Here is a 21761-nt window from a genome sequence, read left to right on the forward strand (position 1 = left end):
TCCCTCTCCCCTGGGCCGCCGTCGCCCCCCATTCGTCCACCGCGTGTTCCATCCCGGGGCATGATCTCGGCTGCGGGGTGTTACGAAGATGTGAATTCCCTGTGGATACAGTTGAAGGGGACATCGATGAACATTACCCACTCGACCACACCGGAACTCATGGACGCCCCGGGTCGCCCGGCCGGCGAACTCCGAGAGAACCTCCGCGACCTCGAGCGGATGAACCGGTTCCTGGGCGGACACGCGATCGTCCGCGCGTACCTAAACCGGGCGCTCCCGGTGTGGCGGCGGCGGGGCGGAACCGCGGGAGCGGCGCTGGTGGTACTGGACGTTGCAACCGGAGGAGCCGACGTGCCGACGGCCGTGGCCGCGTGGGCGCAGAGGCGGCGGGTAACCATCCGCATCGTGGGCATCGACCGCCACCCCACCATCGCCCGGCTCGCCCGCATCTCGGCGGCGGCCTGCCCGGAGGTGACGGTGATCCGGGCCGACGCCCGGGCCCTCCCCTTTGCGGACGCGAGCGTCGATGTCTGCCTCTGCAATTTGGCGCTGCACCACCTGACCGCCGAGGAGGGGCTGGCTCTGGTCCAACGCCTCCATCGATTGAGCCGGGTTGGGTTCCTGATCGTCGATCTCCTCCGATCTCCGGCCGGATACGGTGGGGTATGGCTCGCCACCCGCTTCGCCCGCAGCGCGGTCACCCGCCACGACGGGCCGCTCTCGGTTCGCCGGTCCCGGTCGTGGGCGGAGTACCGGCAGTTCGCCGCGGCGGCAGCGATTCCAGGGCTCCGGCTGATCCGTCACTCGCTTTTCCGCGTCTCGCTCTCCCGGATCGGATAGCACGGGGATGCTCGACGCACTCGTGGTGGGCGGCGGGCCGGCCGGAAGCATCGCCGCGGCGGTCCTGGCGACGCGGGGATGCCGCGTCCTCGTCGCGGAGCGCGCGCGCTTCCCGCGGACGAAGCCGTGCGGAGACTATCTCAATCCCGGCTGCGGCGCCGTCCTTGAGCGCGTCGGGGCCGTCGCTGAGGTCGAACGCGTGGCGCTGCCGGTGCCGGGAATGCGCATCGCCGCGCCGTCCGGCGTGTCGGTCGTGACCGCGTTTTCGAGTGGCGGCGGCTACGCGCTCCCCCGTCGAACGCTCGACTACGTGCTGATGGCGCATGCCGCGCGGAAGGGTGCGGCCGTAATCGAGGAGGCACGGGTCACGGCATTGGAACCCGAGGCGCGGGGCCTCCGGGTGACCGTGGAGCGCGGGCCCGGGCCGGTGCGGCGCGAGTCCTACCACGCCAGGCTGGTGATCGGCGCCGACGGCATCCGCTCGGAGGTCGCCCGGATGATCGGCGCTGGGAATCCGCCCCGGAGCGGCCGGTTTACCGTGGGCGCCTACCTCCGCGATCTCCCGCCGGACGCCGCGCCGGGGGAACGGCTGCCGGGAGAGATCCACTTTGCCCGAGACCGGTACTGCGGGGTTGCGTATCTCCCCGGGGGGCTGGCTAATGTCACGATCGCCCTCTCCAGGAGGACGGTCCGTTCGTGGCGGGGGGCCGTCGCCGCCGGGTATTGGGCCGCGCTTCACGACTTCCCGCGACTCGCCGACCGACTCGCCCAGGCAGCCATCGTCGGAGGGCTGCGGACCAGCGGCCCCCTAACCTTCTGGCGCCGCCGCAGCGTGGCCTGCGGAATCTTGCTGGCCGGCGACGCCGCCGCGTTCATCGACCCGATGACCGGACAGGGGGTCTCCCTGGCCCTGCGCGGCGGCGAGTTGGCCGCGGAGGCCGCGGTTCGCGCCCTCGATCACGACGGGCCGACGACGCGGACCCTGGCCGCCTACGATCGGGCGCGGCGGCGAGAGTTCGCCGGCGCGGTGTTCCTGTCCAGGATGCTGGAGCACCTCGCCTTCCGCCCCATGGTGATCCAGCGGGCCGTGCGCGCGATGTCCGCGCGCCCGGATCTCGCGACGCGGTTTATCGACGCGGTGGGGGGCGTGAGTCCCGCCACCTCTGTGCTCCACCCCAGATTCCTCGCCGGCATCGCCGGGATCGGGTAGATGCATACCGAGACAACGACCCACATCAACGGCAGCCCGGAGGAGATCTACGGTTATGCCTCCCGCGTCGAGGAATGGCCCCGCTGGCTGCCGCACTACCGCGGCGTACGGGTGATCGCCACGACCGGCAACGAGCGCATCGTGGAAATGCGGGCCCGCCGCGGGCGGATCCCCGTCTCGTGGTGGGCACGGCAGATCCTCCTCCCGGGGGAGCGCCGGATTCGGTACACGCACGTCCGAGGGGTCACGCGGGGGATGGAAGTTGAGTGGCGCATCGTCCCGGCCCCGCACGGGACGGTGGTCACGATCGCGCATGATCTGGCGCTCGACTGGCCGCTGGTCGGCCGCCCGGTCGCGGAGTGGATCATCGGTCCGTTGTTCGTCGAACCGATCGCCGGGGCGACCCTGCGCCGGATCAAAATGCTCGTGGAACAGTCAACCGCACCTGCTGGAGGTGGAAGATGAAGCGACGAGTCGTGGTCACCGGGATGGGCGCGATCACTCCGATCGGGCACGGGAGCCAGGGGTTGTATGAGGGGATCCGCCGCAGCCGGTCGGCGATCGACCGCATCACCCGGTTCGACCCCGAACCGTTCTCCTGCAAGATCGCCGGCGAAGTGCGCGACTTCGACCCCGCCGGCTATCTCGAACCGAAGCGGCTGAGGCGGCTGGACCGGTACTCTCAGTTCGCGGTCGCCACCGGTCGGATGGCCCTCGACGACGCGAGGCTCGATCTGACCGAGGAGAACCGAGACGCGATCGGATGCTTTGTAGGCTCCGCCCTGGGGGGCGCGAGCTTCGCGGAGGAGCAGGCGGCGGTGTTCCTCACCCAGGGCCTTCATCGGGTGAAACCGACCCTCGCCCTCTCGGTGTTCTGCGGTGCGGCATCCTGCAACATCGCGATCGAATTTGACCTGCGAGGACCGAGCAGCGCGAACTCCGACAGTTGCAGCAGCGGCACGATTGCGATCGGCGAGGCGTTTCGGACCGTCCGGGACGGCTACGCCGATCTGATGCTAGCCGGCGGAGTCGAGGTTCCTCTCACCCCGCTGATCTTCGGCGCATTTGCCATCATCCGCGCGATGTCCACCCGTAACGATGAACCGCACCGCGCCTGCCGGCCGTTCGATCGCGCGCGCGACGGCTTCGTCATGGCTGAGGGGGCGGCGCTCCTCGTGCTCGAAGAGTGGGAGCACGCGCGCCGCCGCGGCGCCCCCATCTACGGCGAGATCCTCGGCTACGGATCGTCCAACGATGCCCACCACATGACCGCTCCGCTCCCCTCCGGCGCCCAGGCCGCCCGCGCCATGCGCAACGCGCTCGCCGAGGCGGGCATCCCCCCGCAGGCGATCGGATACGTCAACGCCCATGGCAGCAGCACACCCCTCAACGACTCGACCGAGACGCTCGCGATCAAGCAGGTCTTCGGGGACGACGCCTACCGCGTGCCGATCAGCGGAACCAAGGCCATGCACGGCCACGCCCTGGGCGCCAGCGGGGCCATCGAGGCGGCGATCTGCATGCTCGCCTTCCGCCACGCCTACCTGCCCCCGACGGTCAACCTTGAGGACCCGGACGCGGCTTGCGACCTCGACTACATCCCCGGCACGGGCCGCGAGGTGGCGATCGAGCACATCCTCAGCAACTCCTTCGGATTTGGGGGGATCAACGCCACGCTGGTGTTTGGACAAGCCCCTTCCTGAGGCGGCCTCGGACGCCGCACCCTAGCGGGGCCGCTCGTCGATCACCCGGCGCAGCTTGCCGCCCTCGCTCCGCGGAAGGCTGCCCGGCGGCACGACGCGGACCTGGACATTGATGCCCGTGATCCCCCGCAGGCGCCCGCCAACCCTCGCCTCGAGGGCGGCCCAGGGGGGCCCGTCCGGGGCACGCTCCCCCGCCGAGGCCGGCTGGGCTTCGATCCGCACCTCAAGATTGTCCAGCGCCCGCTCCCGCGTCACCCGCAGCTGATAGTGGGGCGAGAGCTCGGCAAACTGCACCACGACCGACTCGACCTGGGAAGGAAACACGTTGACCCCGCGGATGATCAGCATGTCGTCGGTTCGGCCGACGACAAGCGACATCCGCGTGTGGGTGCGGCCGCACACGCACGGGGTGGGGTCGAGCGAGGCGAGATCTCCCGTCCGGTACCGGATCACGGGGAGAGCCTCCTTGGTGAGGGTGGTGAAGACGAGTTCCCCCACCGTCCCCTCCGGCCGCGGATCTCCGGAGGCGGGATCGACAACCTCGACCAGGAAGTGGTCTTCGAAGACGTGCGAACCTCGCTGCCCCTCGACGCATTCGTTGCTCACACCCGGACCGATCACCTCGCTCAACCCATAGATGTTGACCGCCCGCACGGGCAGGAGCCGCTCGATCTGCAGGCGCATCTCCTGGGTCCACGGCTCCGCTCCGAGCACGGCGCACCGGAGGGAGAGCTTCCCCGGATCGATCCCTCGGGCGATCGCGGATTCCGCCAGTGTCAACATGTAGGACGGCGTACAGGCGATGACTCGAGGTTGAAGATCCTGGATCAGCAGCAGTTGGCGCTCGGTGTTGCCGCCCGAGACCGGCACCACGGTCATCCCCATCAATTCCGCGCCGTAATGCATTCCCAGCCCACCGGTGAAGAGCCCGTATCCGTACGCGTTGTGGAAGATATCGCCGGGGCGGCCGCCGCTCGCGGCGAGGCACCGCGCACAGACCTCGGCCCACACCTGCAGGTCACCGCGAGTATACCCCACAACCGTGGGCTTTCCTGTGGTACCGGAAGATGCGTGGAGGCGGACGACGTCGCCTTGGGGGACCGCGAAGAGCCCGAACGGATAGTGATCGCGCAGGTCGGCCTTCCGCGTCCAGGGGAGGCGGCGAAGATCATCGAGCGTCCGGACCTGCTCCGGGCGGACGCCGGCTCGATCAAATGCCTGGCGGTAGAAGGGAACGCGATCGTAGACGCGTCGGATCAACTCCTGGAGACGCCGCAGTTGCAGTGCGGCCAAGTCGGCCCGGGGCATGGTTTCGGCGGCGATGTTCCAGATCATCGGCCGCCGGGATGTCGAAGGTCGCTCGCCGGAGGGGTCGTGCCGGCGGCACGGACAACTGACCAGGGTGCGTCCACGGGGGATATCTACCAGGAGTCGGAGTACCGCTCCTCCTCCCAGGGATCCCCGCGCATATGGTATCCGTTCTGCTCCCAGAATCCCGGGCGGTCCGCGAGCATCAGTTCAATCCCGCGCACCCACTTCGCGCTCTTCCAAAAGTACAGCTTCGGCACCACCAACCGGCACGGCCACCCGTGCTCGTGGGTCAGCGGAGTTCCGTCGTGCGCAACGGCGAAGATGGCGTCGGGGTCGAGCAGTGCCGCCAGCGGGAGGTTCGTCGTGTACCCCCCGTAGCTGTGCACCATCACAAATCCCGCCTCCTGCCGCCCCCGCGCGTGCCTCAGGACCTCGGCCGCCGCCACCCCCTCGAAGCTATTGTCGAACCGCGACCACGCGGTCACGCAGTGAATGTCGCAACGCACCGTGGTCCGCGGCAGTCGGGCAAACTCCTCCCACGTCCACCGGGACGGGACCTCCACCTCACCGCTCACCGTGAACTCCCACGACGCGAGATCGATTCGGGGAATTCCCCCGTAGTGCAGAACCGGCCACTTGGCCGTGGCGGTCTGCCCCGGGGGTAACCGCAGCGCTTCGGTCCGCTCCATGCGGAGTGGCTCGGACTCCCCCGGATGCTACCGGGTCGAGGGGGCCTGTGCCTGGGGCTTGACGGAGATCGGTGCAGATCCCGGCCATGGGTGGACCGGGTTTCCCGCAGCGGCGGCAATCGTCTCGGGCAGCAGGTACTGGCCCTGCGTGTACAGCGTCCCCTGGAGTTCGTGCACCAGCGCGGGGTCTTCCGTGAACCGCGGGATCAGGGTCTTGGCGTGAATGGAGAGTACCGTCGCGGCACCCGCGGCCTGCCCCTCCTCCATGGTCGTCGGGATCACTCGGGCCGACCCCGCGGCCTCATAGCTGGCGGAGATCGACCGGCTGGCGACAAGCAGGTTGGTAATCCCGACCGGCACGAGCGCCCGCAGCGGGATCGTGTAGACGTACCGGTGGGCCGCGTACGGGTTCCGCTCCCCCGGTCGGTACGGGTGCAGATCAATCGGGTAACTCGCCACGCCCACGGCGTCCCAGAAGACCCGCGCGTCGACGATGTCCTGCACGGTCAGCGTCGTCAGGCCCCGGATATGCCGGGTCTCACGGATATACAGGTAGTCGGCGGGCCGGACCAGTTCGGCGTCCCTGAATCCCGGCGCGAAGGTCCGCAGATACTCGATCAACTTGGGCAGTTCCACCCGCGCCCTGAGCATTCCGTCGGCGACCGAGGCGGGGTCGGTCCCGTCGACGCCGTAGACGAGGAGGCCGTTGATCAGAACGGTGCGGTTGTCCTGCCGCCCGATGTTCAGATCGTAGATGCCGATCCCCGGCTCGATCGGCCGGTAGAGCCGCATGATATCGCCGTAGCCCCACGCGTTCCCGTGGTACATCCCGCCCCGGGTGGCAAGCCGCCCGGAGGTATTGGTGACGTACTCCAGGACCTCCCGCCAGTGGATGCCCCTGACCTCAAAAACCAGCGTCGCCGCCATCATGGCATGGTCAACGCCCGAGCCCTCGCGCCCGAGCGAATACGGGACGCCGGCCATCGCCGCGATATCCGCATCATCGGTGGCGTCGACGATCCGTTTGGCGCAGACCGTTTCCCGGTCGTGACTGAACTCGTCCTCGACGACGACCCCAACCACGCGCTGGCCTTTCACAAACACCTGCACCGGCCGAGTGGACAGACGCAGGGTGATGAGGGGTTCACGGCGGACCTGGCGGAGGAACACGTGCTTGGCGAGCTCCACATCGAAGGTGATTCCGAGCTGCCCGAAAACCTCAGAGAACACCCCGCGGGACAACTGCTGGCCGGCGGGGCCGTAGTCCATGTCAAACATGTTGAGCATCGACCCGGTGAGATCTCCACCGAGGTAGGGACGCGCCTCGGTCAAGAGGACGGGCGTCCCCATCCGGGCCGCCGTGACCGCAGCCGCGACGCCGGCGGGGGTGCCTCCCACCACCAGCACGGGCACAGAGATTGCGCAGGCAAGGGGCCCGGGAACCCGACCGTGCGCCGTCGGCACGCCCACGGAAACGCCGAGCAACAGGGCAACCAGCGCCGCCGCGAGGCGGGTGACGGTCACGCGAACATCGGTTCCCATGAATTTCACCGACACATTATAACAGATGCCGCTCACGCTGACACTCCACTGTTTTGAGGAGGCCCATCGCTCCGTCGGATAATACGCAGAGGAACCTCGACGGGTTCCGGTGGCCCCCTACGTCCCACGCACGGGCTGGGGGGCGGGGGGGCGGATGAAGATTCGGCACAGGATGATGCTGAACTCGTACAACAACACCATCGGGATCGCCACCAACAGCATGGTGACCGGGCTCCAGTCGGGGGTCCCAAACACCGCGATCCCAGCGATGATCATGTAGGCCCACCGCCACTCTCGGCGGAGGCTCTGCGGGGAAACCACCCCGATCATCGCCAGCGTGAGGATAACGAGGGGCGTCTCAAACGTGGCGCCGACAATGAGGAGAAAGAACAGGACAAACGAGATGTATGCGTTGGCGGTGATCAGCACGTTGAACTGGTTCCCCGCCTGTCCCAACAGCCAGTGGAGACTGACCGGAAGGATGAACTTGTAGCCGAACGCGATCCCCATCGCGAACAGCACGCCGGCGAGGAGCGCGAGCGGAATCGTCCGCCGCCGCTCGTGCTCCGTGAGCGCCGGGTCGATGAAGGCGTACAGCTGATACAGAATCCACGGCATGCTCACCGCGAAGCCAAACAAGAACGCCACTTTCACCTTGACGAGGAACGGCTCAAGCACCGTGAGCGTGGTCAGCTTGACGTGGCCCGCCGGCTCGAGCAAAATCCTCAGCAGCGTGTCCACAAACGCCAACCCCAGTCCGGTGGCGATGAGCAATCCGAGCACCGCGTACTGGAGTCGCTGGCGGAGCTCCTCGAGGTGCTCCACCAGGGTCATGTGCTTTTCCCGGTCCGCCATCTCAGTGCGTATCCCCGGCCAATTGGGAAACCGTCACCAAGGCATACCCCCGGCGCTGCAGCTCTCTAAGGATCTCAGGCAGCGCTCGGACGGTATCCAGGGTGCCGTTGTGAAGCAGGATGACCGCACCGGACTCCGCCCGGGCGAGCACCCGCGCCGCCAAGATCTTCGGCGGGGGCAGGGCCCAGTCCCCCGAATTCGCGGTCCACATCGCCAAGCCCATCCCATCGGCCGCGGCGGCGTCCGCCACCGCCGCGGTGTAGTCCCCCCCCGGGGGCCGGAACCACAACGGCCGCCCGGCCAACACACGGACAACGTCGCTCGCCGCACCGAGCTCTTGCCGCATTGTCGCGTCGCCGACCGTCGCCAGATTGGGGTGGTGCACGGTGTGATTTCCCACCTCGTGCCCTTCGGCAGCCATCTGCGCAATGAGGTACGGATATGTGACCGCGCGGTCGCCGATGACGAAGAACGTCGCGTGGGCGCCAAAGCGGCGGAGGATCGCGAGGAGCAGCGGCGTGGCGACCGGACTGGGGCCGTCGTCGAACGTCAACGCGATCTCCCGCCGGAGGGGGTTGCCGCGCCAGAATCGCCCGTGGCTTTCCACCCCGAACAAAATGCCCTCCAGCCGATATTTCATTTCCAGGAAACGCTGACTCAGCGTGCCGTGAAACGTGGTCGTCGATTCGGAGGTCCGATCACCGGGCAGCGCCGGCGGCGTCCTGGGCGATCTGGCAGACGGGGGCAGTTCGTGGGCGCGCGGCGGGACCATCACGACATCCCCGCCCAAAAGCGCAGGGCTGTACCAGACGTCTCCGGCCCGAGCGAGGGCCTCGGCGGAGGGACGGTCCGCGGGCTCCGCCAGCAGCCGCTCCCGGTAAAGACGAGCCGTTGCGGTCACGTCCGTCCGTCGCCCCTCGAAGGGCCCGCTCACCTGGTACTGTCCGGTCAGCACGACCTGCGCCGCCCGAGGATCGGCAAGGAACGCGGTTGTGGCCAGCGCGCGTTCGCTCGCCTGCACCTCTCGCACCAGCGCCCCGGCGTCCTCCCCCGACCGATCCATGCCGTAGACGAACCAGATCCAGGCAAGGTGTCCGATCAGCCCGTTGGGCATCCGGCTGATCCCATCGCTCGCGACCGTTACTTTGACAACGAACGGGGCCAGGCCGGCACGGCTAAGCGCCCGCCAAATGCGCACCTCCTCGGCGCGGATTCCTCCCCCGATGGGATGGGTGTCCGTGGTGATGTACGGAGAGATCGGCACGGGGGGGACGCCGGGCCAGGGCGATGCGGGGGTGCTCCCTTCCGCCGCGTCGGCGACCGCGACCGAGGCAAACGAGGCGACCCACGCCGCGGCGGCGGCCCTCCATCGCGTCGGGGCCCGCGAGGTCACGGCCGGGACGGACGAGGCGATCCGCACCAGGTCCTCCTGTGGCAGTTCGCCCACCAGGGTGTAGGAGATCACACCGATGTTCCAGTGGAGCAGCGTCGCCACACCCTGCACCGCGATGGTGCCGGTCACCGAGCCGATCCGCACGGGCCGCCCGCGCGGCGACGCCAGCGCCCCACGGCTCTCGAACAGCGTCAGGGTGGAGACGCCGTCCGAGTAAAGGGAAACGGCGGCGGGCTGCCCGCGGACGTCTCGCACCACCGAGCGCGTGAGCACGAAGCCCGCCGGGAGATAGGTTGGGAGTTGCGGGGTGAACCCCATGCGCTGCGCGATCTCCGCGGCCGACAGGCTCGGCGGGTTGTGCTGCTGCTGCACCCGCGTCCCAGGGGGAGCCGGGACCGTAAAGAGATCCGGGGTGAGGATCGGGTTAAGCTGGACGTTCAGAAACACCGAGGATTCCTGAAGAGTCCAGTCGGCCCGATACCGCTCGAACCGCAGGATCAGTCGCGTCTGCCGATCGACCCAGATTCTGAGCGATGGCCTCCCCGGGAACTTGCTCTGCACCTCGATCACCCGCGCTGGACGCCCCGCCACCAACTCGGGGGCGCCGAACCGCACGTAGTAATTGGAGAGGATTTGGGGGAGCACCGCCTGGGTGAGGCGCTCCTCATCGGCCGCTGGCGCCGGCCGTTCGACCACCTGATTACGGGCGGGGACGTATTCCATCTCCATCCGCCCGGTGATGATCACGATCCGCTGGGGCTGGTTGCCGGCCGGCAGGTACTCGAGGCGGGTCCGGTCCGGCGCCGCGTGATAGATGCGGACCTGGGAGGCCTGGACTTGGCCGCCCCAAATGGTGATCGCCTTGGTCCCGGCGTAACTGACGCGCCGCGGGGCGCTCGCACCCGATCGCAGCCACGACAGCGCGTTGTCCGGCTCTGGGGTTTTGGCCCATCCCGGGGTGCCGACGAGATTCCCGATCAATGCAAAAACCGCCAGGACGGCGGCCTGGCGGATGCGCCGCAGAACCATGCTACCGGATCGGTTGGTCCGGGGTGCCGAAGTCCGAAGACACGAACGTGGTAGTGGCTTCATCGACCAGCGATCGGTCGGCGGAGAGAACGACGTAATGACGCAGGTACGCATCGGTATCGAGCGGCATCTGACGCGGCCCGAACTGACCGGTCATCCACGCCAGCGGCAGGCCCAGCACCAATACTACCGCGCTCGCGGCCAGCGCCACACGGATCGGCCGAACGGCGAACACCCCGAGCACGCCGTTCAGGAAGCGAAGGCGGGGTCCGCGTGCCGCCTCGCGCTGCAACTGCCAGTGCAGTCGCTCCGTGAATCCCTCGCGCGGGGTCGGATCGGGCAAGCTCCGGAGAAGCCGCTGTACCTCCTGCACCCCCTTATATTCCTGGAGGCAGCTCGCGCAGGTGTCCAGATGGGCCTTGACGCGCTCGACGTCGCGGACGCCAAGTGCGCCATCGAGGTATGCCGAAAGGTCCACCGACACGTGCCGGCTCACCGATCTTTCCTCCTCGCGCTGACGTGCGACCCGAGTTCATCGCGGAGCACCTGCCGGGCCCGGTGCAGCCTGGACCGTACCGTCCCGACCGGGCACCGCAGGGCGCGCGCTACCTCATCATACGACAGGCCTTCGATATCCGCAAGGACGACGGCCGCCCTAAACTCCTCCGGCAACCGGTCGAGTGCCGCCTGGATCGTCGCTTCCAGGTCGGTTGCCTCGGTTCGCTGCTGAGGGTCGTCGCGCGAATCCCCCATCAGGGCGACAAGGGGGTCTCCCTCGCCACCGATCGGCGCGTCAAGGGAGATCATCGGCCGCCGATTCCGCCGCCGCACGATGTCGATGTAGGTCCGACTCATGATCCGGTACAGCCACCGATCGAAGTAGGTTCCGGGCTGGTACCGATCGAAGGCGTGGAACGCTTCGACGATCGCCTCCTGGGCAAGGTCTTCGGCGTCGTCGTGATTTCCCGTCAGGCGGTAAGCGACGCGGTAGATCTGGCCCTGGTGTCGTTGTACCAACTCCTCAAACGCGGCCAGGCGACGAGTCGAGCTCGACTCATCGCCGCGGCCCACCGCGTCCCGGCCCCCGAATGGGGACGTCATCCCCTCCAGGCCCTCCAGGACAGATATGGCCTCCGCCATGGCCTGGCCCCCTTACGCCCTTCGTGTCCTTGCAAGCGTTGGGGACCGGCAAAAAGTTCCCGGGGAGGCTCCGTCGGAGGGGGAGCCGGCGTCAGCAGTTCAGGTCTAGGCGGTTTCGATCGAATTGGATCGTGCGGTCGAACCGGGCGCCTAAGAGGCCGGGACGGCCTTCCCCAAAATCGCCTTCCGGAACTCATGGACGTGGGCGGACGGCGTGATCGCCACGATGATATCCCCCGCGTGGAGCGTGGTCTCCCCGTGGATGATCTCCGAGGTATCTCCCCGCACGAGGATGGCGAGCGTGCAGCTCTGAGGGAGGACGAGGTCCCGCACCTTCTGGTTGATGCTCGGGGATTCCTCGGTGAGCGCAACCTCTACCAGTTCAAGGTGGCCTTTCCGCAGCGCCATCAGGGGGATGACATCAGCGACCTCCACTTCCTGTTCGATCAGGCTGTAGATTAATTTTGTCGAACTCACCGTCTCGTCTATCCCGAGCATTTGGAAGGTCAGCTCGTTTTTGGGATTGTTGATCCGAGCGACCACGCGCTTGACCTTGAATTTCCGCTTGGCCATCTGGCAGATCACGAGGTTGTCTTCGTCGTCCCCGGTAACGGCCGCCACCAGATCGGCCCGCGGAGCTCCCGCCTGCTCAAGCGTGCGCACTTCGCACCCGTCCCCGAGAAACGCCACGTCCCCGAACTCCTCCTGCAGGAGGTCAAACCGTTGCCGTCCCTTCTCGATCAGCGTGATCTCGATGCCCGCGGACCGCAACGCTTTGGTCAAATAGTACCCGACCTTGCCGCCGCCGACGACGATCACATACATAGGGCTCGCTCCCTTCCGCTCGGCTACGACGAGTGCGCCAGGACTTCGGGCAGCGCCTGGTACTCCGCCACACTCCGGTACGGTCGCTCGAGGATGAAGTCCAGACACAACCCCGCCCCCAACAGGGTCGGACTGATCGTGTCGACGCCCAGTTCTTTGTACGCCTCGGCCCGCAACGGATCGTAGATCCGGGCGATCACCCGTGCGACCTTGAACTTCATCTTCGCGATCTGCGCGGACATGATGTTCGAGTTGTCCCCGCTGGTCGTCGCGGCGAACGCCCCGGCCCGCTCGATGCCCGCTTTCCGCAGCACATCCTCATCGATCCCGATCCCCAACACCGTCTTGCCATGAAAACTCCGGCCCAGCCGCCGAAACGACTCTCGGTCCCGATCGATAACCGCGAGCGAGTGCCCGCTGGCCTCCAGCATCAGCGCCAGGGCCGCCCCCACTCGTCCGCACCCCAGAATGACGATGTGCATCGCACCCACCCTCCCTTTGATCCATTCCCCAGTCGCCCGGCCCCGAGGACCCGCACCCTTGCCCTCCCCTCCTTACACCGAGCGCCCGGGCGCTTCCTTGTGCGCGGCGACGGTACCCGGGAGGCGGGGAGCGGCCCCGGCGGAGATCGCGGGCTCATCGACCGAGGCCCCGATGCTCGTCTCCGCCAGGCGGTCGATGATCACTTCGCAGGGGGCGCTCCGAAAGAGCGACTCCGCGGTTCTCGCCGTCGATCCTTCGGTAAACCCCATGTCCGGCGAGATCCCCAACACGATCAGATCGACTCCCTTGTCCCGGGCGACACGCGCGATCCCCTCCCCCGCATCCCTGGCCCGGATGATTTCCGCGTGCGGCTCGAGGTTATGCAGGGCGACGATCGTTTTGGCCTGCTCGAGCGCCCGATTCGCGCGCACCTCCGCTTCAGGCAGCGGCACGCCCAACGAGAGCGTCCGCGGGACCTCCAGAACGTAGCCGAGAAAAATCGCGGCTTTCTGCGGGGCCCCCAATCGGCTGGCGAGCTCGACCGCCCGCTCTGAGTAGTAGTGCTCAAGAATGGGCACCAGGATAGTCTGGACCGCCCCCACCGAGCGGACCGCGCGGGCGACTTCCTGCGGAACCGCCCGAGGCACGCGCAACATCCACCAGAGCAGGGCACCCATCGGCACCGCGAATGCCCCCGCCAGCACGGCTCCAAGCAGGCTGACGTGCAGCGGCGGGATCATCGGGCGCCTCGCCGGCGAAGGTAGGCAAAGACGAAAGAGAGCCGGTACGCGCCGAACCCAACAAACCCCAGCCCCACCAGCACGGCCGTGAGGTGGAAGCCGAACGCCAAGGTGCGGGCGAGCACCACGATACCCAGGACCACCATCAACACGGCGGTTACCGTGTGATAGGCGTCGGCCCGAGTGAACTTCACCGCTTCAGCCACGGGCCCGCTCATCGGCATCCTTCAAGATGCCCCACCCGCCATAGGATACGGGACGCTGGTTCGATGCAAGGACGCCGGCCCCACCATCGGCAAGTCCCAGAGGCAGAAGCACGCACCGAAACCGCCAGGTGCGGGCTTTGCGCTAACGGTCTCGAGGGTACGGATCCACGATTCGGCATGGGTCACCTCATCGCGCCGGATATGACACCGGGCGATCTCCCTCTCCCGGCGCCTGCACCAGACTCTCCGACGTCGGCCGGCGGTTGTACCGGTTCATCGCCGCAGCCAGTCCGTCGGTCGCGGCCACAAACGCCGCCTCAGCAGCCTGAGTGACGGCGCGGTCGATCGTCAATCGCTCCTCGGCGGTGAACCGATCTAGAACGAACTCGGCTGGATCCACCCCCGCGGGCGGGCGTCCGGTTCCGATCCGCAGGCGCGCAAATGCGCCGGTGCCCAACTCCTCCATGATCGACCGCACGCCGTTGTGCCCCCCCGCCCCGTCCCCCGGTCTGATCCGAATGTGTCCGAGCGCAAGGTCGAGGTCGTCGTGAACGACGAGCAGATCGCCGGGGCCGCGATGCCTGCGGCGAAGGAGGTCCTTCACCGCTTGACCACTCACGTTCATATACGTTTCGGGGATCGCCAGGATCAGCGAGGCTGACGCCACCCGCGTCTTCCCCCAGGCCGTCCACCCATCCTCTTGCAGCTCGACCCGAAGGCGCTCGGCGAGGCATCGGACCACATCGTGGCCGAGGTTGTGCCGGGTGTTCTTGTAGCGGCGCCCGGGATTGCCGAGCCCGATCACGATCATCATCAGAACGGCACAACGTGGAGGGTGCCGACCCTCGCAGGTGGGCGGCAAGCACTTCGGGCGGCGGCCGGGGACAGAAAAGGCGCGGGGTTCACCGCGCCCTTCACCACTCCCTTCCGAACCACCCTAGTCCACGATTGCGCCCGCACGGTATCCATAAAAAGGAAGTATCGGGCACGCGCGGTCGCAGGCAGGCACCGCGGCACGTACTACTCTTTCTTGTCCGCCTTTGCGGGCTTCGCGTCGGCCTTGGGCGCCTTCGCCTCCGCCCTCGCTGCGGGTTCGGCTTTCGCCTCCCCTTCGGCTTCCGCCCCGGGCTCCTTCCCAACCAGCTCCGGCTCAGTCGCCGCCGCGCCCTCGACCGGCGCCGCCACCTCTTCCGCCTTCGGCGCCACCACCGCCGCGATCACCTCTTCTGGAGCGGTTACGATCTCGAGCCCTTGGTCGACCGGCAAGTCCCGCACGTGAAGCGACGCACCGATGCGCAGCGCCTCCACACTGACCGTCACGTGCTCCGGGATCGCGGTCGGCAGGCACCTGACGAGCACCTCACGTAGATGCTGCTCGAGGATGCCGCCGGACGCGGCAACCCCCTCCGGCACGCCCGTGAGCACGACGGGGACGCGCGCTTCGATCTTGTCGGTGAGGCTGATTTGGTGCAGGTCGACGTGAAGGACCTCGTGCCGCAGGTGGTCGTGCTGGATCTCGGCGACCATGACGGTATCCGTGGTCTCCTCGCCGTTGAGTTTTACCCGCAGGTCGATGAGGACGTTGCGCCCCGCCTCCGTGCGCAGCGCACCCAGGAGCGCCTTGCGGTCGACGGTCAGCGCAACCGGCGTCCGGCCCCGTCCGTACAGAACGGCGGGCACCAACCCCGCCTGCCTGACCCTCTTGACCGCGTTCTTTCCGAGTTCAACTCGCGGCGACGCCGCTAGGCTGATCCGCTCCATTTGCGTCGTCCCCCTTTATCCGCCGGGAGGGCCTGCGCAACCGCGCCCCCGGAAACGAACCCCTGCGCAGGCTCACGACCGGTCATTATAGCACTCGCGAGTAGGTGACACAACCTCGGCAAAGCAAGAAGCCGGGGCGTCCCTTAGTCCTTGGGTGGGACCGGGGGGTAGCGGGCGAGGTCGATCGCCGCATCTTGTAGCAGCCGTTCCGCAACGGAATCGGGGTAGGACGCGCCGTAGACGATGCGCACCAAGCCGGCATTGACGATCATCTTCGCGCAGGTCAAACAGGGCTGATGAGTACAGTAGAGGGTGGCGCCGGGAATCCGCACCCCGTGATAGGCCGCCTGGATGATCGCGTTCTGCTCGGCATGAAGGCACAAGCAGGTATCCAGCGCCGTCCCAGGGGCCGCACCCGATCGGCAGCGGTCGCACCCCCCATCGCCGCAATTGGGCCTCCCGCGGGGCGTCTCATTGTACCCGGTGCTCAACACCATTCGGTCGTTGACGATGACCGCACCCACTTGCCTGCGCAGACAGGTAGACCGGGTGGCGGCCAGATGCGCCAGGTTCATAAAGTACTCGTCCCAAGAGGGCCGGGCCACGTGGATCAGCGGGTACCGTACAAACGGTCCCCGGCATCGCCCAACCCGGGCAGGATGTACCCGTGCTCGTTCAACCGCTCGTCGACCGCGGCGGTGTAGATGTCCACGTCGGGGTGCCCGGAGTGGACCCGCCGGATCCCCTCGGGGGCGGCGATGAGCACCATCAGCCGGATGGTGCGGGCCCCGCGCGTTTTGAGCAGATCGATCGATTCGACGGCCGATCCGCCGGTGGCCAGCATCGGATCCACCACCAGCACCTGGCGGTTGCCGACATCGGGGGGGAGCTTGCAGTAGTAGGTGTGCGGAGCCAGGGTCGCGGGATCGCGGTAGATCCCGATGTGGCCGACCCGGGCCGTTGGCATCAGGCGGAGAATCCCCGCCTCCATCGCCAGCCCGGCTCGGAGGATCGGGACCACAGCGATTTCCTGCCCCGCGATCGTCGCCCCCTTCGCCAGGGTCAGGGGGGTCTGCACGTCGATCGGGCGGACCGGCAGGTCGCTGGTTGCCTCAAAGGCCATCAGCATCGCGATCTCCTCGACCAGCTCGCGGAACTCTTTGTGGCCCGTCCGCTGGTCACGGAGGATCGAAAGTTTGTGCTGGATCAGGGGGTGGTCGAAGACCCGAACCTGACCCACCGACTACCGCCCCATTCCGCCGAGCCGACGCGACACGATCAGGTCACTTCCACCGGCTCCGGGTAGACGGGGAATGAGGTGCACAGATCCCTCACCTGGCCGCGCACGCGCTCGGCGATCGCCGCGTCCTCGGGAGCTTGGAGCACCTCGTCGATCCAGGCAGCGATCCGTCGCATCTCTTTGGGGCCCATCCCGCGTGTCGTCATCGCGGGCGTCCCGATTCTGATTCCGCTGGTGGTCATCGGTTTTTCCGGATCGAAGGGAATCATGTTCTTGTTCACGATGATGTGGGCGTTCCCCAACGCCTTCTCCGCCTTTCGCCCGGTGAGAGACCGCTTGCGCACGTCGAGCAGCACCAGGTGATTATCCGTGCCCCCAGAGACGACGTGATAGCCGGTACTCCGGAACGCCTCCGCCAACGCGCGCGCGTTCTCGACGATGCGCGCGGCATAGGTTCGAAACGCCGGCTGGGAAGCTTCCAGGAAGCACACCGCCTTGGCGGCGATACAGTGCTCGAGCGGGCCGCCCTGGAGACCGGGGAATACCGCTTTGTCAACCTGCGACGCGTAGGAAGCCCGGCAGAGGATCATTCCGCCGCGCGGGCCGCGCAGCGTTTTGTGGGTCGTCGACGTCACGACATCCGCGTACGGCACCGGATCCGGATGCGCCTTCCCGGCCACCAGTCCAGAGAAGTGAGCCATGTCCACCATCATCAAGGCGCTCACATCATCGCAGATCGCCCGGATGCGCGGGAAGTCAAAGGTACGGGAGTACGCGGTCGCTCCGGTGACGATGATCTTTGGACGGTGCTCCTTGGCCAACCGTGCGAGCACGTCGTAATCGATCTGTTCGCTGCGCTCGTCGACCCCGTACGGGATGACGCGGTAGAGTTGGCCGGAAAAGTTCACCGGGCTCCCGTGGGTCAGGTGCCCGCCGTGCGCCAGATTCATCGCCAGGATCGGATCGCCGGGCTTAATAAAAGCGAAGTACGCGGCCATATTCGCTTGAGCCCCTGCATGCGGTTGGACGTTCGCGTGCTCGGCGCCGAACAGAGTTTTAGCCCGATCGATGGCCAACTGCTCCACGACATCGACGAACTCGCACCCGCCGTAGTAGCGTTTGCCGGGATACCCCTCGGCGTACTTGTTGGTCAGCGCGGTCCCGAGGGTTTCCAGGATGGCGCGGCTCGCGTAGTTCTCCGATGCGATGAGATTCACTTGGAAGCGCTGGCGCTCGACGTCCTGGGCGATCGCCTGCGCGACATCTGGATCCGTCCTCCGAAGCTCGCTCATGATGCACGCCTCCCTTCGCGCCGACCGTCCTCCGGCGCCCTACTGGTCCTCACTTCCGCGCACGCCGGTCGACCCCTGCCCGGCACTTCGCCACGCGCGCGGCAACCTCCAGACCGGAAAAGGTCCGGGACTCTTCTACCGAACACCATCGGGGACCGCGATCTCGCCCAGCACCTCGCGGATCGCGGCGAGCGGAACGGCCCCGACCCGCACCACCCCGGGCGGGGTCCGCGTGACGTCGACGACGGTTGACGGCCTGGCCAACGGGCACCGCCCCCCGTCCAAGATCAGGTCGACGTTGGCGCCCAGATCGAGGGCAACCTGCACCGCCGTGACCGGTGAGGGGAACCCGTGGGTGTTCGCGCTGGTGCCGACGATCGGAGCGCCGAGCATGTGGCAGATTGCGGCTGCGATCGGCAGCCCTGGTTGCCGCACCCCGATCGTCTCCCCACCGCCGGCGAGGGCGCGGGACAGGCTCGGCGCCATACGGCACACGATCGTGAGCGGTCCGGGCCAGAACCGATCCGCCAGCCGAACGGCGCTCTGCGGAAGTTCCGCCACCACCTGGCGCCACTGCGTGCGGTCCGCGACCAGCACCGGCACAGGGTCACTCGGCGGGCGCCGCTTGGCGGCAAACACTCGCGTGACCGCGACCTCGTCGGCCGCGACCGCACCCAACGCGTAGAAGGTTTCGGTGGGAAAGGCCACGAGCCCCCCGTCGCGGAGCATCTCCAGCGCTCTGCGCGGCACGTCCTGACTCTTCTGATCAACCCCGATGATCTCCATCGCCACCCACTTTCAGAGCGATGACCACTCGCTCGACCCCAGCGTAGTCGTGCACGATGCAGGCAGGGGCAAATTGGCCTGTGCGATCGACGAGCTCGGCGATCGTGCGGGCCTGGTTCCAGACCGCCGACACTTCAAGGGCAAGCACTCCGCCGGCGGCGAGGTAGTGCCCGGCTTCGGCAATGATGGGGCGGTGGACGCTGAGGCCGTCGGGCCCTCCATCCAGAGCCACCGCGGGTTCGGCGTCGCGCACGTCGCGCGGCAGGTTGGTGAGCTCCGCCGTCGGGATATAGGGGGGGTTGGCCACCAGCGCGTCGACTCGACCCTCAAGGCCCCAAAATCTCAGGGGAACCAGCGCCGATCCTTCGGCCCATTCCAGGCGCTCCGCCACGCCACCCTGAGCGGCGTTGATCCGCGCCACCTCAAGGGCGGCCGCCGAAACGTCGGTAGCAAACACCCGCGCCCGCGGGAGCAGGCGCGCCACCGCAATAGCGATCGCGCCGCTCCCGGTCCCGATATCCACGACCCGCGGGCTAGGGTGGTCCCGGAGGGCAGCTCCCACCACCTCGACGAGTCGCTCGGTCTCGGGGCGAGGGATCATCACACGGGCGTCCACCATGAAGTCGATCCCGAAGAACTCCCGGTGCCCCACGAGATAGGCAACCGGAATCCCCGCCGCCCGACGCGCGATCAGCGAAGCGTACACGGCCTCGGCGTCGGGTGGGAGCGGCGCACCGGGTCGAGCGAACAGCTCCTCCCGGCTCAGCCCGGCCGCGTGGCGGAGCAGGACCTCCGCCTCCAAGGGCCCGTCCAGGGGCGCCTCTACCATCTGGCGCAGCCGGGCCGTCCCCCACACCCACGCCTCGCGGCGGGATCGGGCGGGGGGATCGGATCGAGATCGGGATATCGGCGCAGCGATGCGCTGGTCGGGGATCACGAGGCGGCGGTGAGACTCTCCGCGTGACTCGCCGCCGCGAGCGCTTCGATCAAGTCGTCGAGGGCACCGTCCAACACGGTGGGGAGATCGTGGACGGTCTTTCCGATCCGGTGGTCGGTGATTCTATCCTGGGGAAAGTTGTACGTGCGGATCTTCTCGCTACGCTCACCGCTGCCGACCTGCCTGCGACGCGCTAGGGCGATTTCAGCCTGCTGCTGCTCAATGGCCCGTTCCAGCAAGTGCGCACGCAGGATCCGCATCGCCTTCTCGCGGTTTTGATGCTGAGACCGCTCATCCTGGCAGGCAATGACGATTCCGGTCGGCAGATGTGTGATCCGGACCGCGGTCTCGACTTTGTTGACGTTCTGGCCGCCCGCCCCGCCCGACCGATAGATGTCGATCCGGAGCTCATCAGGTCGGATCACGACATCCACTTCCTCGGCTTCCGGGAGGACCGCCACGGTCGCGGTGGACGTGTGGATCCGACCGCTGGCCTCAGTGGCGGGGACCCGCTGCACCCGGTGCACCCCGCTCTCGTACTTCAGCCGGCTGTACGCCCCTCGCCCCTGAATGCCGATGATAGCCTCCTTGAACCCGCCGAGACCTGTGGGGCTGCTGGAGAGCACCTCAGACTTCCACCCGTGGCGCTCCGCATACCGCATGTACATCCGGAGGAGGTCCCCGGCAAACAACGCGGCTTCCTCTCCACCCGCCCCGGCCCGAATCTCCACGATCACGCTCCGATCATCTCGGGGATCCCGGGGAACCAGGAGTTGTTCGATCGTCCGGGTTAAGTGGGCCTGCCGCGCGGCGAGGACGGCTTTCTCGGAGGCGGCGAGCGCGCGCAACTCGGGATCGCTCTCGCGCGATAGCGCGTCGACGTCGCCGAGCTCGCGGGTGATCCGCCGGTACTCTTGAAAGGCGGTCACCACCTGGGTGAGGCTGGCGTGCTCGCGCGCCACCTGCTGATATTGCCCGGGATCGGAGAAAATGGTGGGGTCCGCCAGCCGTTGGGCGAGCTCCTGGTGATGAGCCTCCAGTGCTTCAAGCCGGGTCAGGACTTCCGGACGCACGCGACCTCCTTCGGATCTTCCCTATTATAGCATCGGACGGATGCCCTCCCGCCCGGCTCCGACTCACCGATGAGCACCACGCGCGGTGCCGGGATCGCTTCTTCGATCAGCGTGTCGTCCGGCCCCGGCCATCCAGCAGTGCGGCCACATTCCAAGGGCCGCGGGCGCCGGGACGATCCCCCCCCCGGCGCACAGCCGGAGGATCTCGTCGCTCGCCGCGCAGCCACAGGCAGGAGCAGGGCAGGGCTCGAGCCGACGGGGCATGGACGAACCACGCGCCGCGGAACCCCAGACGACGCGACCGGCACGGTCAAGAGAACGCCGTCCCGCAACGGGGGAGAAGGCGGCCGCTCACGCACGGGCGGGGTGAAGCGGTGACGACGGAGGCGCAGGCTGGCGGGGGGAGGCGTCCGATCGGCCGCGGGGCCGCGGCGTCAGATCTGGATGCCGTACTTCTTGGCAAATTTCTGCACGCGGCCCTCGGAATCCACGAACTTGCGCTGGCCGGTGTAGAAGGGATGACACTTCGAGCAGATCTCCACTCGGATGTTCTCGCGCGTCGACCCAGTCGTGAACGTCTCGCCGCAGGCGCAGGTAACCGTGGTTTGCTTGTAATTGGGATGAATGCCCTTCTTCATGGGAAGCCCACCTCGGGCCCCGCGCCGGGGTGACCGCTGGCGTCGGGGCGGATACAACAGGCGAAATT

Annotated in this window: 23 protein-coding genes and 1 pseudogene; 4 read left to right on the forward strand and 20 right to left on the reverse strand. The window is 67.6% G+C overall.

The window, feature by feature from the left end; genetic code table 11:
* Window positions 1-126 precede the first annotated feature (126 nt).
* The 4 genes from VKV57_11510 to fabF are packed head-to-tail and all read left to right on the forward strand — an operon-like array spanning window position 127 to window position 3753.
* Window positions 127-840 (forward strand): methyltransferase domain-containing protein, encoded by a 714-nt coding sequence (locus VKV57_11510; protein HLW60534.1) that lies wholly within the window; start codon window positions 127-129, stop codon window positions 838-840.
* A gap of 7 nt (window positions 841-847) precedes the next feature.
* The gene (locus VKV57_11515; GenBank protein ID HLW60535.1) at window positions 848-2050 is read left to right on the forward strand and encodes an NAD(P)/FAD-dependent oxidoreductase; all 1203 of its coding nucleotides are present in this window, start codon (window positions 848-850) and stop codon (window positions 2048-2050) included.
* Window positions 2051-2515, forward strand: a complete 465-nt coding sequence (locus tag VKV57_11520) for an SRPBCC family protein (GenBank protein ID HLW60536.1) — start codon at window positions 2051-2053, stop codon at window positions 2513-2515.
* On the forward strand, window positions 2512-3753 hold the full coding sequence (gene fabF / locus VKV57_11525) for a beta-ketoacyl-ACP synthase II (GenBank protein HLW60537.1): 1242 nt from the start codon (window positions 2512-2514) through the stop codon (window positions 3751-3753). Before VKV57_11520 ends, fabF begins: the two co-directional genes overlap by 4 nt.
* Window positions 3754-3774: 21 nt before the next feature.
* On the opposite strand, the gene VKV57_11530 is transcribed toward fabF, so the two are convergent.
* The 20 genes and pseudogenes from VKV57_11530 to rpmE form a co-directional block, all read right to left on the reverse strand.
* Window positions 3775-5088, reverse strand: coding sequence for a phenylacetate--CoA ligase (locus VKV57_11530; protein ID HLW60538.1), 1314 nt, complete (start codon window positions 5086-5088; stop codon window positions 3775-3777).
* 86 nt (window positions 5089-5174) lie between these two features.
* On the reverse strand, window positions 5175-5753 hold the full coding sequence (locus tag VKV57_11535; GenBank protein HLW60539.1) for a sulfite oxidase-like oxidoreductase: 579 nt from the start codon (window positions 5751-5753) through the stop codon (window positions 5175-5177).
* A gap of 27 nt (window positions 5754-5780) precedes the next feature.
* Window positions 5781-7331, reverse strand: coding sequence for an FAD-dependent oxidoreductase (locus tag VKV57_11540; GenBank protein HLW60540.1), 1551 nt, complete (start codon window positions 7329-7331; stop codon window positions 5781-5783).
* A gap of 81 nt (window positions 7332-7412) precedes the next feature.
* Window positions 7413-8150: a twin-arginine translocase subunit TatC gene (gene tatC, locus VKV57_11545; protein ID HLW60541.1), complete on the reverse strand. Its 738-nt coding sequence runs from the start codon at window positions 8148-8150 to the stop codon at window positions 7413-7415.
* 1 nt (window position 8151) lies between these two features.
* Entirely contained in the window at window positions 8152-10572 is a 2421-nt protein-coding gene (locus tag VKV57_11550; GenBank protein ID HLW60542.1) for a polysaccharide deacetylase family protein, read from the reverse strand.
* Window position 10573: 1 nt separating this feature from the next.
* Window positions 10574-11068, reverse strand: coding sequence for a zf-HC2 domain-containing protein (locus tag VKV57_11555; protein HLW60543.1), 495 nt, complete (start codon window positions 11066-11068; stop codon window positions 10574-10576).
* A complete protein-coding gene (locus tag VKV57_11560; protein ID HLW60544.1) occupies window positions 11065-11712 on the reverse strand; it encodes a sigma-70 family RNA polymerase sigma factor in 648 nt (215 codons plus the stop codon). Before VKV57_11560 ends, VKV57_11555 begins: the two co-directional genes overlap by 4 nt.
* 150 nt (window positions 11713-11862) lie before the next feature.
* Window positions 11863-12537, reverse strand: a complete 675-nt coding sequence (locus VKV57_11565; protein HLW60545.1) for an NAD-binding protein — start codon at window positions 12535-12537, stop codon at window positions 11863-11865.
* 131 nt (window positions 12538-12668) lie between these two features.
* Window positions 12669-13019: pseudogene (locus VKV57_11570) on the reverse strand (TrkA family potassium uptake protein).
* 72 nt (window positions 13020-13091) lie between these two features.
* On the reverse strand, window positions 13092-13760 hold the full coding sequence (locus tag VKV57_11575; GenBank protein HLW60546.1) for a universal stress protein: 669 nt from the start codon (window positions 13758-13760) through the stop codon (window positions 13092-13094).
* Window positions 13757-13978: a hypothetical protein gene (locus VKV57_11580; GenBank protein HLW60547.1), complete on the reverse strand. Its 222-nt coding sequence runs from the start codon at window positions 13976-13978 to the stop codon at window positions 13757-13759. The genes VKV57_11575 and VKV57_11580 overlap by 4 nt, the downstream gene beginning before the upstream one ends.
* A gap of 175 nt (window positions 13979-14153) precedes the next feature.
* Window positions 14154-14780: an aminoacyl-tRNA hydrolase gene (gene pth, locus VKV57_11585; protein HLW60548.1), complete on the reverse strand. Its 627-nt coding sequence runs from the start codon at window positions 14778-14780 to the stop codon at window positions 14154-14156.
* A 206-nt stretch (window positions 14781-14986) separates the two neighbouring features.
* Entirely contained in the window at window positions 14987-15727 is a 741-nt protein-coding gene (locus tag VKV57_11590) for a 50S ribosomal protein L25 (protein ID HLW60549.1), read from the reverse strand.
* Window positions 15728-15870: 143 nt separating this feature from the next.
* Window positions 15871-16332 (reverse strand): cytidine/deoxycytidylate deaminase family protein, encoded by a 462-nt coding sequence (locus VKV57_11595; protein ID HLW60550.1) that lies wholly within the window; start codon window positions 16330-16332, stop codon window positions 15871-15873.
* 5 nt (window positions 16333-16337) lie between these two features.
* Complete coding sequence (upp, locus tag VKV57_11600; GenBank protein HLW60551.1) at window positions 16338-16967, reverse strand: uracil phosphoribosyltransferase; 630 nt, start codon at window positions 16965-16967, stop codon at window positions 16338-16340.
* A 38-nt stretch (window positions 16968-17005) separates the two neighbouring features.
* Entirely contained in the window at window positions 17006-18259 is a 1254-nt protein-coding gene (gene glyA, locus VKV57_11605; protein HLW60552.1) for a serine hydroxymethyltransferase, read from the reverse strand.
* Between the two features lie 135 nt (window positions 18260-18394).
* Complete coding sequence (locus VKV57_11610) at window positions 18395-19045, reverse strand: L-threonylcarbamoyladenylate synthase (protein HLW60553.1); 651 nt, start codon at window positions 19043-19045, stop codon at window positions 18395-18397.
* On the reverse strand, window positions 19026-19901 hold the full coding sequence (gene prmC / locus VKV57_11615) for a peptide chain release factor N(5)-glutamine methyltransferase (GenBank protein ID HLW60554.1): 876 nt from the start codon (window positions 19899-19901) through the stop codon (window positions 19026-19028). The genes VKV57_11610 and prmC overlap by 20 nt, the downstream gene beginning before the upstream one ends.
* A gap of 77 nt (window positions 19902-19978) precedes the next feature.
* A complete protein-coding gene (gene prfA, locus VKV57_11620; protein HLW60555.1) occupies window positions 19979-21055 on the reverse strand; it encodes a peptide chain release factor 1 in 1077 nt (358 codons plus the stop codon).
* Window positions 21056-21489: 434 nt separating this feature from the next.
* Window positions 21490-21693: a 50S ribosomal protein L31 gene (gene rpmE / locus VKV57_11625; GenBank protein ID HLW60556.1), complete on the reverse strand. Its 204-nt coding sequence runs from the start codon at window positions 21691-21693 to the stop codon at window positions 21490-21492.
* Window positions 21694-21761: the final 68 nt, after the last annotated feature.

Source organism: bacterium, assembly GCA_035307765.1.
Taxonomy (GTDB): Bacteria; Sysuimicrobiota; Sysuimicrobiia; order Sysuimicrobiales; family Segetimicrobiaceae; genus Segetimicrobium.

What these genes read in the sequence shown, in the direction of transcription:
- VKV57_11530 (HLW60538.1), bottom strand. Translation starts at nt 5,088, where the DNA reads ATGATCTGGAACATCGCCGCCGAAACCATGCCCCGGGCCGACTTGGCC.
- VKV57_11580 (HLW60547.1), bottom strand. Translation starts at nt 13,978, where the DNA reads ATGAGCGGGCCCGTGGCTGAAGCGGTGAAGTTCACTCGGGCCGACGCC.
- VKV57_11560 (HLW60544.1), bottom strand. Translation starts at nt 11,712, where the DNA reads ATGGCGGAGGCCATATCTGTCCTGGAGGGCCTGGAGGGGATGACGTCC.
- VKV57_11520 (HLW60536.1), top strand. Translation starts at nt 2,051, where the DNA reads ATGCATACCGAGACAACGACCCACATCAACGGCAGCCCGGAGGAGATC.
- glyA (HLW60552.1), bottom strand. Translation starts at nt 18,259, where the DNA reads ATGAGCGAGCTTCGGAGGACGGATCCAGATGTCGCGCAGGCGATCGCC.
- VKV57_11535 (HLW60539.1), bottom strand. Translation starts at nt 5,753, where the DNA reads ATGGAGCGGACCGAAGCGCTGCGGTTACCCCCGGGGCAGACCGCCACG.
- rpmE (HLW60556.1), bottom strand. Translation starts at nt 21,693, where the DNA reads ATGAAGAAGGGCATTCATCCCAATTACAAGCAAACCACGGTTACCTGC.
- VKV57_11515 (HLW60535.1), top strand. Translation starts at nt 848, where the DNA reads ATGCTCGACGCACTCGTGGTGGGCGGCGGGCCGGCCGGAAGCATCGCC.
- tatC (HLW60541.1), bottom strand. Translation starts at nt 8,150, where the DNA reads ATGGCGGACCGGGAAAAGCACATGACCCTGGTGGAGCACCTCGAGGAG.
- pth (HLW60548.1), bottom strand. Translation starts at nt 14,780, where the DNA reads ATGATGATCGTGATCGGGCTCGGCAATCCCGGGCGCCGCTACAAGAAC.
- VKV57_11510 (HLW60534.1), top strand. Translation starts at nt 127, where the DNA reads ATGAACATTACCCACTCGACCACACCGGAACTCATGGACGCCCCGGGT.
- VKV57_11610 (HLW60553.1), bottom strand. Translation starts at nt 19,045, where the DNA reads ATGGAGATCATCGGGGTTGATCAGAAGAGTCAGGACGTGCCGCGCAGA.
- VKV57_11565 (HLW60545.1), bottom strand. Translation starts at nt 12,537, where the DNA reads ATGTATGTGATCGTCGTCGGCGGCGGCAAGGTCGGGTACTATTTGACC.
- VKV57_11550 (HLW60542.1), bottom strand. Translation starts at nt 10,572, where the DNA reads ATGGTTCTGCGGCGCATCCGCCAGGCCGCCGTCCTGGCGGTTTTTGCA.
- VKV57_11575 (HLW60546.1), bottom strand. Translation starts at nt 13,760, where the DNA reads ATGATCCCGCCGCTGCACGTCAGCCTGCTTGGAGCCGTGCTGGCGGGG.
- fabF (HLW60537.1), top strand. Translation starts at nt 2,512, where the DNA reads ATGAAGCGACGAGTCGTGGTCACCGGGATGGGCGCGATCACTCCGATC.
- VKV57_11590 (HLW60549.1), bottom strand. Translation starts at nt 15,727, where the DNA reads ATGGAGCGGATCAGCCTAGCGGCGTCGCCGCGAGTTGAACTCGGAAAG.